Consider the following 11540-nt stretch of genomic DNA (forward strand, 5'->3'; position numbering starts at 1 on the left):
TGCCCGAAGAGGGCGGACTGTCAAAAGACGGCTCCCTGCGTTAGGTTAGGAGCCCGATGTCTGACCGTTTTCATAAACGACTGTGGCGCAACGCCGTCAGCTTTTCCCGCAGTCAGGAGCCCCACGCATCCATCCACGCGGTGGAAGGTCTGCGTGAATGCCCGACCTGCGGTCTCTTCCAGCACGTTCCGCGCCTGAAACCCGGTCATCTCGCCGAATGCCTTCGCTGCGGCTGCCAGCTTGCCCGCCGCCGCCGGACATCCCTGATCGGTGCCCCCGCCGCTTTCTGTATTACGTCCGCCGCGCTCTACGTCACGCTCCTCATCAGTTCCCTCATGACCCTGAACGTCTACGGACGTGAAAACACGGTCTCACTGATGAGCGGCCCGATCGAACTCGGCCATCAGGGCTATGGCGCGATCGGCGTTCTCGTCGCCCTGGTGACGATTCTTATGCCCGGCGTCATCATTGGTCTGATGGCGGCTATCCTTTTTGGCGCCTCCCGTCCCCAGATGCCTGACTGGACCCCGCGTCTCCTCACCTGGTACGACCGCCTGCGCGGCTGGTCGATGGTGGAGGTGTATGTCCTCGGCGTTCTAGTGGCCTACACCAAGCTCGTGGACCTCGCTCTCGTCATCCTTCAGCCTGGCGTCTATCTGTTGGGTGGCCTGATGCTGAGCATGGCCGCCGTGGACTCGACTTTCGACGCCGAACGGATCTGGCGCAGCCGCGATATCCGTTCCCAGCTCGATGACCATCAGGGTCATCTGCTCGATGTCGCTCATCTGGACGCCCGCAATGGCGTCATCCCCCCCGTGGAGAACATGCTGTCCTGCCACGCCTGCAATCTGGTCCTGGCCTTCGACCATACCGTGCCGCAGGAACAGGACATGGGTGACTGTCCCCGTTGCGGGCAGATTCTGCGTCGTCGCAAGCCACAGAGCCTCGCCTCGGCTACATGTCTTCTCGTGGCTGGCGTCGTGTTCTATCTGCCGGCCAACCTGTTGCCGGTCATGACCTACACCAAGGTCGGCCACGGTGCGCCCAGCACCATCATCAGTGGCGTGATCGAGTTGTGGCAGGCGGGAATGATCCCGCTCTCCCTACTGGTGCTGTTCGCCAGTATTACCGTGCCCGTCCTCAAGATCGTCGCCCTGACGATCATGATCATCAGCACCCGCCTCGGAGGCCGCTGGCAGCTCAGGCATCTGGCGAAACTCTACCGTCTCGTCGTCATCATCGGCCGCTGGTCCATGATCGACGTCTTCATGATTTCCATCCTCGTCGCTGTCGTGCATTTCGGCTTTCTGGCCAATGTCACGGCCGATCCGGGGATGGTCTGCTTTGCACTGGTTGTGATCCTGACCATTTTCGCCGCAGAGCTTTTCGATCCCCGCGGCATGTGGGATGCAGCCGGCCTCAACGGCGCGGTCGCAGGCCCCGCAGCGAACACCAGGGAGCTGGAGACGTCGTCTCCGTCCGATCCTGTTCCGCACCTGCCTTCTTCTGACCCTACTGACATGGAGCCTGGACGCGCGTGAGCGATTCCCGAAACAACCGGGGGGAGCCAACGGTCTCGCCGAAGGAAGCCCCGGTGCGCCGCACCCGCTTCTCCCTCATTCTGCTGATTCCGGTGGTGGCCATCCTCATCGCCGGATGGCTGGCGTGGGAGCATTTTGCCACGCGTGGTCCCGTCATCACCATTACGTTTGAAACGGCGGATGGCCTGACTCCGGGCCAGACGCAGGTGAAGAACAAGGCCGTGACGCTGGGTACGGTTCAGGACATCACCCTGAGTGACGACATGAAACATGTCGACGTCACGGTGCAGATGAACGCCAACAGCGCGCATATCCTGACCGACCACACCCGGTTCTGGGTCGTGCGTCCGCGGATCAACGGCGCCAGCATCACCGGCCTCGATACACTGTTCTCCGGCGCCTATATCGCCCTGGATCCGGGAAGCGATGATGGCCACTACCAGAAATTCTTCAAGGGCCTCGAATCCCCGCCGGGCGTGCGGTCCGACCAGCCAGGCGAGACGTTCTGGCTCGTGTCCCCGTCGCTGGGCTCGCTCGGTCCGGGATCGCCGGTCTTTTTCCGCGACCTTCAGGTGGGTGAGGTGCTGGGTTACACGATGCCGCCGGGCGGGAAGGGGCCCATCGTCATCCAGGCTTTCGTCAAGGAGCCCTATGACCACTATCTGCGCACGGACAGCCGTTTCTGGAACGTCTCCGGCGTTCAGGTCGGTCTCGGTGCCGGTGGTCTGAAGGTCCAGCTCAAATCGCTTCAGGCCCTGTTCTCTGGCGGCATTGCCTTTGGTCTGCCGGAGCGTCGTCGCAACATCGATCTGCCCGATGCGCCGGCCAATTCCGTCTTCAAGCTCTATGCCAGTGAAGCTGACGCCGATAACGCGCGCTATCACAAGCGCCTGCGTGTCGTGACCTACATCAACTCCTCCGTCAAAGGCCTGACGAACGGCAGTCAGGTCACCATGTTCGGCCTGCAGATCGGCACTGTCACCGATGTCCGGCTCCTTCTCGAAGGTCCCACAAAGCTTCCCCGCGTTCGTGTGGATATGGAGCTTGAGCCGGAGCGTATGCTGTCCAACTGGGATGACCGGATCGAGAACAGCAAGGAGCCGCCCGTCGAGAAGTATCTCCAGGCCTTTGTGGCTGACGGAATGCGCGCCTCGGTTCAGAGCGCCAGCTTCCTGACCGGCGAATCCATGATCGCCCTGCAATTCGTCAAGAACGCCCCTGTCACGGCCCTGACCTATGAAGGCGACGTTGCCGTTCTCCCCAGCCAGGCTGGCGGAATGGACGGCATCATGGAGTCTGTCTCCACCATTACCGACAAGATCGCGGCAATGCCGCTGACCGAAATCGGTGGTCACGTGAACGATCTTCTGGCGCATGCGGATGGCCGTCTGAACAGCCCGGAAGTCACGCAGTCCCTCGCGGCGCTGCGCGATTCGCTACAGAACCTGAGCAGGCTGACGAAAACCGCCAACCAGAACCTGCCGGCGCTGATGAAGGGTCTGCAGGGCACGCTGGCGAACGCCCAGTCGGTTCTGGGGGCTTATGGCGGCGATACGGATTTCCACCGCAGCCTTCAGAACATGATCACCCAGCTGACCCAGATGTCCCGCTCCCTGCGGTTCCTCACGGATTATCTGGATCACCATCCTTCCGCTCTCATCACCGGCCGCAGGAACTGAGCCATGACACAGTCTTCGACGTCCCGCCTTCGTTTCCTGTCCCTGGTGGGGGCTCTGGGGCTGACGGGCCTCCTCTCGGCCTGCAGCAGCGATCCGACGCTCTATACGCTGGCCCCTCTGCCGGGTGTGTCCCTGGCGGGAGGTCCTGCCGTGGTCGAGGTCCGGACGCCTGTTGTGAGCGCGCGACTTGATCGCGACACGATCGTGAAGGCCAGTGAGGATTACCAGACCAAGCTGGCTTCGGGCAGCAGCTGGAGCGAGGCGCTGCCAGACATGCTGGGCCATACGCTGATGACCGATCTGGCGCAGCGCCTGCCGGGCACGACTGTCTTCGCGCAGGATGATGCGGTCACGACGACGCCTGCGGCCTATGTGGAACTGACCATCCGTAATTTCGAAGCCGATTCGGCCGGACACGCACTCGTGACGGGCATGTTGTCCGTTCATCCGGCCGGAAAGATGATCGGTCCCGTGATGACCACGCCTGTGGTGTGGCAGTCGCCAGAGCCCGTCGCGTCCAGCACGGCAAAGCTGACAGCAGCGCTCAGTCAGGGTGTTGCCAGCATCGCGGATCAGGCGGCCGCAAAATTGCGCGTTCTGCCGCCGCCCCTGAAGGACTGAGAAAATCAGCAGGTGCACCAACAAAAAAGGCTCCCGAAAGGGAGCCTTTTTTGTTGGAAAAAATAGAACCTGAAAAGACTTAGAGCTTCTCGACCTGTGTGAAGTCCAGATCGACCGGCGTGGAGCGGCCGAAGATGGAGACGCTGACCTTGAGGCGCTGACGCTCGTCGTCGACATCCTCGATCATGCCGGTGAAGGACGTGAACGGACCATCGGCCACGCGAACCTGCTCGCCGATCTCGAAGGACAGGCTGGAACGGGGGCGTTCAACGCCTTCCTGAGCCTGTTTCATGATCCGGTCGGCTTCGGCGGCCGTGATTGGGGTCGGACGGTTGCGGGTTCCGAGGAAGCCCGTCACCTTGGGCGTATCCTTGACGAGATGCCAGGCCTCGTCCGTCAGCTCCATCTTGACGAGAACATAGCCCGGGAAAAACTTGCGCTCTGCATTGACCTTACGGCCGCGGCGCATTTCCGTGATGTCTTCGGAAGGAACAAGAATCTGTTCGAAATGGTCGGAAAGGCCCTTCTGTGCAGCCTGTTCCTGGATGTGACTCGCGATCTTCTTCTCGAATCCGGAATAGACATGCACAACGTACCAACGCTTCGCCATGGTGCGAACCTAGCCTCCAACGCCAAAAAGTTCGCGGACGCCGAGGCCGATCACCTGGTCCACGATGAAGAAGAAGATGCAGGTCACGGTAACCATGACGAGCACGGCACCTGACGTGATCAGGGTGTTGCGACGGGTCGGCCACGTGACACGCTTCGCTTCGGCGCGCACGTCACGGACGTAGGCCACCAGATTGAAGCCGGATCCGCTCTTTTGAGGCGCCGTTTTCCGCGACTCGTCTTTCGGGGTACTGACCGACACCATCGTCCTCGAATCAAGTGAAAATCCCGCTCCCGGTGTCGGGAAGGACATCCGGCGAGAAGGAGTGGCAGGGGCGGAGGGTCTCGAACTCTCAACCTCCGGTTTTGGAGACCGGCGCTCTAGCCAATTGAGCTACACCCCTATCATCGGGCAGGACATTTTGAGATGTCATGCCAGCGACAGTGGCCGCAAAAGAGAATGTTCAGGAGTAAAAGTCAAGTGCCCTGAACATCTTTGTTGTGGAATTTCCATTTTGGATTTTCCCCTCTTGCGGGCGCGGGAAGAGTTGGAGTAAGGACACTCCCACCTGAGCGGGCGTAGCATAGTGGTAATGCAGTAGCCTTCCAAGCTTCTTAGGAGGGTTCGATTCCCTTCGCCCGCTCCAGATTCCCTCCAAAATCGATATCGTCGCCTTACTGCCCCTGACAGGGGACATGTGATGGTGTCGCTTCTCCGAACTTGAGAATCTGCAGGGCGACAGCGGCATCGCCGACATTTCCTGACTGATGGCCTTTCGGATCGGTGCCGTGAGCGACCGGAGCCACATCCTCACTGAGCAGGACGTCACCCGGATTCAGTTCCACGCTGGTCCCGTCCATCGCCTTGACGAAATAGATTCCCGACAGCGGCACAATCCACTGGACCTGATGGCTCTCGTTCCACCCGCCTTTCCAGTGCGGGGGCTGAACCCGTATCGTCACCGTTGCAGGTCCGTCATGGGGCGTGCTGAGCATGACCTTGTCTGCGTCTGGGGCTTCGGTCGGCGCGCTCGAATCCTCATGGAATGTCGACATCTTGCACTTGGTCAGATGCGTGACGCCCTGCGGATCGGTCCAGTTGTCCCAGTAGGAAATGGTCGGGAAAGACGGTTTGTCCTCGACAGGGGTCGCTCGGGCCGCCGTGGTCAGGGCCGGGACAGGAAGGGCGGGGACGGACAGGGCGCCCAGCAGGAAAAAGAGGCGCTTCTGGATGGTCATCGGGTTTCCGTGGCTGTTGGGAGGGAGTGTGTTGGACGGAAGTAAAGAACCCCCGAAAAATCACTGTGGAACCCCCGTCATGCCAGTCCAGCAGGGGAAAACGCAAACCTTCGTCCGGCTGGTGGGCGGATGAAGGGGGATTTGCGTATCGTCTCGGTTGCGCAGGAACAGGACAGCGTGCTAGAGGCGGCGCCAAGTGGAGGACCGGGTTTCAGACGAATCCTGCGCAGGAACGTGTATGCCCGGTCCGGACAGTTTTGATGCAAGGAGCCGGATAAGCCGGTTCCGGCCGCACTCTGCGGCGGATTTAGTGAGACGGAACACGCGTGTGACGGTGACACAGGTGCCGCAGGTTGGACATACAGGGGGCTTGGCCCAGCGCTATGCCCGTGCGCTTTATGACCTCGCTTCGGAGCAGGGAAATCTTTCCGACGTTCTGGGTGAAGTAAAGGCGCTGCGTGCCGCCATTGCCGAAAGCGACGATCTGCGGAAATTCCTGGCTGATGCCCGGATGGACATCCGTCAGGGCCGGACGGTTTCGAACGTCCTGATGTCGAAGCTCGGTTTCGGGGACGTCCTGCGCCGTTTTGTTGGTGTCATTGCCGATAATCGCCGCCTGCCTGATCTTGCATCCATTCTGGACGGTGTCCTGGCGCTTGATTCCGCCCTTCGTGGTGAAGTCGTTGCCGAGGTCCGCTCCGCACAGCCTCTGACCGATACGCAGCGCATCCAGCTTCAGGCCCGTCTGGCCGAAGCCGGCTACAGCCGCGTGTCCATGACCGAACGTACGGACGCCGCCCTGCTTGGCGGCATGACCGTACGGATCGGTTCCACACTGTTTGATACTTCGATCGCCGGGCGCCTGACCCGCCTGCAGAACGCCATGAAGGGAGCCGCGTGATGGATATCCGTCCCGCTGAGATTTCGGACATCCTCAAGCAGCAGATCGCGTCGTTCGACCAGGTCGAGACCGTTTCCGAGACGGGCACGGTCCTGTCCATCGGCGACGGCATCGCCCGCGTCTACGGCCTGACGAACGTCATGGCCGGTGAAATGGTCGAGTTCGAAGGCACGGGCCTCAAGGGTATGGCGCTGAACCTCGAAGCCGACAATGTCGGTGTGGTTCTGTTCGGCGACGGCGACGGCATCCGCGAGGGCGACACCGTCCTGCGTACGAAGTCCGTCGTTGAAGTTCCGGTCGGCAAGGGCCTGCTGGGGCGCGTGGTTGACGGTCTGGGCAACCCGATCGACGGTCGCGGCCCGCTGACGGACGTCGAATATCGCCGCGCTGAAGTGAAGGCTCCGGGCATTATGCCGCGCCAGTCGGTCAGCGAACCGATGCAGACGGGCATCAAGGCCATTGATGCTCTCGTCCCCATTGGGCGTGGCCAGCGTGAGTTGATAATCGGTGACCGTCAGACGGGCAAGACCGCCATCCTGATCGACACCATCGTCGCCCAGAAGCCGGTCAATGCCGAAGGCGACCCGAAGAAGTCCCTGTACTGCATCTATGTCGCCATCGGCCAGAAGCGCTCCACGGTTGCAAACCTGGTCCGCACGCTGACCGAGCATGGCGCCATGGAATACTCCATCGTTGTCGCCGCCACGGCGTCCGATGCGGCTCCGATGCAGTATCTTGCTCCGTACACGGCCTGCGCCATGGGTGAGTATTTCCGCGACAACGGCATGCACGCCCTCGTCTGCTACGACGATCTGTCCAAGCAGGCTGTGGCCTACCGTCAGATGTCGCTGCTGCTGCGTCGTCCGCCGGCACGTGAAGCCTTCCCGGGTGATGTGTTCTACCTGCACTCCCGTCTTCTGGAGCGTGCGGCCAAGATGTCCGACGCCAATGGCGGTGGCTCCCTGACGGCCCTGCCGGTCATCGAAACGCAGGCTGGCGATACGGCAGCTTACATCCCGACCAACGTGATCTCCATCACCGACGGTCAGATCTTCCTTGAGACGGACCTGTTCTACAAGGGTATCCGCCCGGCCGTGAATGTCGGTGGCTCGGTGTCCCGCGTGGGTTCCGCAGCCCAGATCAAGGCGATGAAGCAGGTTGCTGGCAAGATCAAGCTGGAGCTGGCCCAGTACCGTGAAATGGCTGCGTTCTCGCAGTTCGCTTCCGACCTGGATGCCGCAACCCGCAAGCAGCTGGATCGTGGTGCCCGTCTCGTCGAGCTGCTGAAGCAGCCTGAGACATCCCCGCTGCCCGTCGAAGAGCAGGTTGTTGTCCTGTACGCCGGTACGCGCGGTTACGTGGATCCGATCGCCGTGGACAAGGTTGTGGCCTACGAAGCCGCTCTTCTGTCCGAACTGCGCGGTGCGGGTTCTGATATCCTGACGGCCATCCGCAATGACCGCCAGATCAAGCCGGAGACGGAAGGCAAGCTCAAGGAGCTGCTCGAAGCATTCGGCAAGCGCTTTTCGGCCTGAGGATAGCCCATGGCTTCGCTGAAGGAACTGCGCGGACGGATCACGGGCGTCAAATCGACGCGCAAGATCACGAACGCGATGAAAATGGTCGCAGCCTCCAAGCTGCGACGCGCCCAGATGCAGGCCGAAGCGGCCCGTCCCTATGCCGACGCCATGCGTCGCATGATGGCGGAGCTGGCGACGGCGACCCGTGGTGAGGACGCAGCCAGTCTGCCGCGTCTTCTGGCGGGAACGGGCAAGGACCAGACCCATCTCGTGGTGGTGCTGACCTCTGACCGTGGCCTTGCCGGTGGCTTCAATGCCAATATCGTCCGCAGTGCCCGTCAGCTGGTCGATACGCTTGTCTCTGAAGGCAAGACGGTTCGCATCCTGCCGGTTGGCCGCAAGGGAGCAGACATCCTCGTGCGTCACTATCCGGAGATGATCACCGATCGTCTGGCTGGGAGCGATGGCAAGGATGTAGGTTTCGACAAGGCGGCCGATATTGGAAGCCGGATCGCCACCATGCTGGACGCGGGCGAAATCGACCGCTGCACGCTGGTCTATAACCGCTTCCTCAACGCCATGACGCAGATCCCGGTTCAGGCGCCTCTGGTTCCGCTTTCGGTTCCCGAGAACGACAATGCCGCACCGGATGCCGACACGGCGCAGTACGAATTCGAGCCCGATGAGGCAACACTCCTGACGCAGCTTCTGCCGCGCAACCTGCAGGTCCAGATTTTCTCGGCCATGCTGGAAAGCGCTGCCGGGGAGCAGGGCGCGCGGATGACCGCGATGGACAATGCCAGCCGCAATGCGAGCAAGGCCATCGACCGTCTGTCGCAGAAGTACAACCGCACGCGTCAGGCCAACATCACCAACGATCTGATCGAAATCATCTCCGGCGCAGAAGCCGTTTGAGATCACGCAGGAGACGAATCCGATGTCCGAAACTCTTACCCCTTCTGCCGGAGCTGCCAACAACGTGGTCGGCCGCGTCACCCAGGTGCGTGGACCGGTCGTGGACGTGCAGTTCGAAGGCGATCTTCCCTTCATCCTGAACGCCCTGCACGTCCAGAACGGCGATCACACGCTGGTTCTGGAAGTCGCCCAGGAAATCGGCGAGCGTCAGGTCCGCTGCATTGCCATGGACACGACCGACGGTCTGGTTCGCGGAACTGAAGTCCGTGACACAGGCAAGCAGATCATGGTGCCGGTTGGCCCGGCCACGCTCGGCCGTATCCTGAACGTCGTTGGCGAGCCCATCGACGAGCGTGGCCCGATCCACAGCGACCTGCGCTTCCCGATCCATCGTCCGGCCCCGTCTTTCGAAGAGCAGGCTGCTGCGTCCGAGATCCTCGTGACCGGCATCAAGGTTGTCGATCTTCTCTGCCCGTACCTCAAGGGTGGTAAGATCGGTCTGTTCGGTGGCGCCGGCGTCGGCAAGACGGTCATCATTCAGGAGCTCATCAACAACATTGCGAAGGCCCACGGTGGTGTGTCCGTTTTCGCAGGTGTCGGTGAGCGTACGCGTGAAGGTAACGACCTGTATTTCGAAATGCAGGACGCAGGCGTCATCAAGATCGCCGAAGACGGCTCGACCGAAGGTTCCAAGGTTGCGCTGGTCTACGGTCAGATGAACGAGCCGCCGGGAGCCCGTTCGCGCGTGGCTCTGACGGGTCTGTCGCTTGCAGAATACTTCCGTGACGAAGAAGGTCAGGACGTCCTGTTCTTCGTGGACAACATCTTCCGCTTCACGCAGGCCGGTTCCGAAGTCTCCGCACTTCTGGGTCGTATCCCGTCCGCAGTGGGTTACCAGCCGACGCTGGCCACCGAGATGGGTGCCCTGCAGGAGCGTATTACCTCCACGAAGAAGGGGTCCATCACGTCCGTTCAGGCCGTGTACGTCCCGGCTGACGATCTGACCGATCCGGCACCTGCCGCGACCTTCGCGCATCTTGATGCCACGACGGTTCTGAACCGTTCGATCGCTGAAATGGGCATCTATCCGGCTGTTGACCCGCTGGATTCCACGTCCCGTTCGCTCGATCCGAAGATCGTTGGTGAAGAGCACTATCAGGTTGCACGCCAGGTTCAGCAGACGCTCCAGACCTACAAGGGCCTGCAGGACATCATCGCGATTCTCGGCATGGACGAGCTGTCCGAGGACGACAAGAAGATCGTTGGCCGCGCCCGTCGCATCCAGCGCTTCCTCTCCCAGCCGTTCCATGTGGCTGAAGTCTTCACGGGTGCTCCCGGCAAGCTGGTCTCGCTCGAAGACACGATCCGTTCCTTCAAGGCTGTCGTGGCCGGCGAGTACGATCACCTGCCGGAAGGCGCCTTCTACATGGTCGGTGACATCGACGAGGCCATAGCGAAGGCCGAGAAGATGAAGCAGGAGGCCTGATCCGATGCCGCTTCGCATCGAGATCGTCAGCCCGGAAAAGCGCCTTGTCAAACGTGAAGTCGACATGGCCGTGGTCCCGGGCATGGAGGGCGATATTGCAGCCATGCCGGACCGCGCACCGCTGATGCTTCAGCTGCGGGGTGGCGTGGTGGCCCTTTATCAGGGTGACAAGATCGTAGACCGTTACTTCGTGACGGGCGGTTTTGCCGATATGGGCGCTGATCACTGCACCATTCTGGCCGATTCTGCGCAACTCATGAGTGAGCTGTCCGTGGACGAGGCCAAGAGCCGTCTGCGTGACCTGGAAAGCCGTTGGGCCGAAATCGGTCCGAACGATGTGGACATGCACGACCAGATCAGTCGCGAACTGCAGTCGGTTCGCGCCGAGCTGGAAGCCGTTCAGGAACACGGGCAGGCCTGATCCGATTTTTCAGACCAAATTTGAAAAACCCGCTTCATCGCAAGGTGAAGCGGGTTTTTCTTTGCCATTTTTCCAAAACTCTTCATCCGCAGGCATGCGTGGTTGCCTGAAATGATGTCGCCTCTCACCATCAAGCGTATTATCGGGGCCTGCCCAGGAGCTTTGGTGAGGTGAGGACGCTTGTTGCCTCATACTCAGAAGCCTCATAGCTTCGCTCTAGTACCTATCCCGGAGCAGGGGAGGACTTCCCCAAGAACGCTCTGTAAGGCGATAGGCGCCATAACGCGGGCTTCTGGCTGCCCAACAGATGATGAATGAACGCCAAACCGGGAAATTCAAAGAAAAAGACAGAAAAAAGCGCCCAAAAGGCGCTTTTTTTGTCTTTTTATTATTTCTAAATCGGAATGGGTAATGGGGATAAGTGGATTTTGTGTGGGAAATGAGGGGGTTGGGAATGTGGACAAGTGTGAGTCTGATTCTGTTTGACAGTGTGTGTTGGTCCCCGTATAAGCCCGTTCACCGACGCGGCGGGGCCCACTTCTGAGGGGTTCTGGAGCGGCGGGGATGGTGGTCTTTGAAAATTGAATATGGAATTGGAAGGGATATGT

The 11540-nt window shown here is 60.7% G+C and carries 11 protein-coding genes and 2 tRNA genes; 9 read left to right on the forward strand and 4 right to left on the reverse strand.

Going from position 1 to position 11540, the window contains the following annotated elements:
• Window positions 1-56: 56 nt before the first annotated feature.
• The 3 genes from HKD27_RS10460 to HKD27_RS10470 are packed head-to-tail and all read left to right on the forward strand — an operon-like array spanning window position 57 to window position 3841.
• Window positions 57-1541 carry a paraquat-inducible protein A gene (locus HKD27_RS10460; RefSeq protein WP_194689370.1) on the forward strand — a complete coding sequence of 495 codons (1485 nt, stop codon included), beginning with the start codon at window positions 57-59 and terminating at the stop codon, window positions 1539-1541.
• Entirely contained in the window at window positions 1538-3220 is a 1683-nt protein-coding gene (locus HKD27_RS10465) for an intermembrane transport protein PqiB (protein ID WP_062496168.1), read from the forward strand. Before HKD27_RS10460 ends, HKD27_RS10465 begins: the two co-directional genes overlap by 4 nt.
• Before the next feature lie 3 nt (window positions 3221-3223).
• Window positions 3224-3841 (forward strand): membrane integrity-associated transporter subunit PqiC, encoded by a 618-nt coding sequence (locus HKD27_RS10470; protein WP_194689369.1) that lies wholly within the window; start codon window positions 3224-3226, stop codon window positions 3839-3841.
• A 79-nt stretch (window positions 3842-3920) separates the two neighbouring features.
• Here HKD27_RS10470 and nusG read toward each other — a convergent pair whose 3' ends face one another.
• From nusG to HKD27_RS10485, 3 genes are all read right to left on the reverse strand, one after another.
• Window positions 3921-4451 carry a transcription termination/antitermination protein NusG gene (gene nusG, locus HKD27_RS10475; RefSeq protein WP_062496163.1) on the reverse strand — a complete coding sequence of 177 codons (531 nt, stop codon included), beginning with the start codon at window positions 4449-4451 and terminating at the stop codon, window positions 3921-3923.
• Window positions 4452-4460: 9 nt separating this feature from the next.
• Window positions 4461-4715: a preprotein translocase subunit SecE gene (gene secE, locus HKD27_RS10480; RefSeq protein ID WP_024717048.1), complete on the reverse strand. Its 255-nt coding sequence runs from the start codon at window positions 4713-4715 to the stop codon at window positions 4461-4463.
• A gap of 62 nt (window positions 4716-4777) precedes the next feature.
• A tRNA-Trp gene (locus tag HKD27_RS10485) sits at window positions 4778-4854 on the reverse strand.
• Between the two features lie 169 nt (window positions 4855-5023).
• Between HKD27_RS10485 and HKD27_RS10490 the strand changes: the two genes are divergently transcribed.
• A tRNA-Gly gene (locus tag HKD27_RS10490) sits at window positions 5024-5097 on the forward strand.
• 28 nt (window positions 5098-5125) lie between these two features.
• Here HKD27_RS10490 and HKD27_RS10495 read toward each other — a convergent pair.
• The gene (locus tag HKD27_RS10495; protein ID WP_194689368.1) at window positions 5126-5689 is read right to left on the reverse strand and encodes a hypothetical protein; all 564 of its coding nucleotides are present in this window, start codon (window positions 5687-5689) and stop codon (window positions 5126-5128) included.
• Window positions 5690-5999: 310 nt separating this feature from the next.
• On the opposite strand from HKD27_RS10495, the gene atpH reads away from it, so the two are divergent.
• From atpH to atpC, 5 genes are read left to right on the forward strand one after another with little or no spacing between them, the layout of a single operon-like run.
• Window positions 6000-6590 carry an ATP synthase F1 subunit delta gene (gene atpH / locus HKD27_RS10500; RefSeq protein WP_370544263.1) on the forward strand — a complete coding sequence of 197 codons (591 nt, stop codon included), beginning with the start codon at window positions 6000-6002 and terminating at the stop codon, window positions 6588-6590.
• A complete protein-coding gene (gene atpA, locus HKD27_RS10505; RefSeq protein ID WP_062496158.1) occupies window positions 6590-8125 on the forward strand; it encodes a F0F1 ATP synthase subunit alpha in 1536 nt (511 codons plus the stop codon). The genes atpH and atpA overlap by 1 nt, the downstream gene beginning before the upstream one ends.
• 9 nt (window positions 8126-8134) lie before the next feature.
• Window positions 8135-9025, forward strand: a complete 891-nt coding sequence (locus HKD27_RS10510; protein ID WP_194689366.1) for a F0F1 ATP synthase subunit gamma — start codon at window positions 8135-8137, stop codon at window positions 9023-9025.
• 22 nt (window positions 9026-9047) lie between these two features.
• Window positions 9048-10511, forward strand: coding sequence for a F0F1 ATP synthase subunit beta (atpD, locus tag HKD27_RS10515; RefSeq protein WP_194689365.1), 1464 nt, complete (start codon window positions 9048-9050; stop codon window positions 10509-10511).
• Between the two features lie 4 nt (window positions 10512-10515).
• Window positions 10516-10932 carry an ATP synthase F1 subunit epsilon gene (gene atpC, locus HKD27_RS10520; RefSeq protein WP_194689364.1) on the forward strand — a complete coding sequence of 139 codons (417 nt, stop codon included), beginning with the start codon at window positions 10516-10518 and terminating at the stop codon, window positions 10930-10932.
• Window positions 10933-11540: the final 608 nt, after the last annotated feature.

Origin of the sequence: Gluconobacter sp. R75690 (assembly GCF_015244525.1) — a bacterium.
GTDB classification, from domain to species: domain Bacteria; phylum Pseudomonadota; class Alphaproteobacteria; order Acetobacterales; family Acetobacteraceae; genus Gluconobacter; species Gluconobacter potus.

Coding starts and splice junctions, on each gene's coding strand:
- HKD27_RS10460 (WP_194689370.1), top strand. CDS start 57: ATGTCTGACCGTTTTCATAAACGACTGTGGCGCAACGCCGTCAGCTTT.
- HKD27_RS10470 (WP_194689369.1), top strand. CDS start 3,224: ATGACACAGTCTTCGACGTCCCGCCTTCGTTTCCTGTCCCTGGTGGGG.
- nusG (WP_062496163.1), bottom strand. CDS start 4,451: ATGGCGAAGCGTTGGTACGTTGTGCATGTCTATTCCGGATTCGAGAAG.
- secE (WP_024717048.1), bottom strand. CDS start 4,715: ATGGTGTCGGTCAGTACCCCGAAAGACGAGTCGCGGAAAACGGCGCCT.
- HKD27_RS10495 (WP_194689368.1), bottom strand. CDS start 5,689: ATGACCATCCAGAAGCGCCTCTTTTTCCTGCTGGGCGCCCTGTCCGTC.
- atpA (WP_062496158.1), top strand. CDS start 6,590: ATGGATATCCGTCCCGCTGAGATTTCGGACATCCTCAAGCAGCAGATC.
- HKD27_RS10510 (WP_194689366.1), top strand. CDS start 8,135: ATGGCTTCGCTGAAGGAACTGCGCGGACGGATCACGGGCGTCAAATCG.
- atpD (WP_194689365.1), top strand. CDS start 9,048: ATGTCCGAAACTCTTACCCCTTCTGCCGGAGCTGCCAACAACGTGGTC.
- atpC (WP_194689364.1), top strand. CDS start 10,516: ATGCCGCTTCGCATCGAGATCGTCAGCCCGGAAAAGCGCCTTGTCAAA.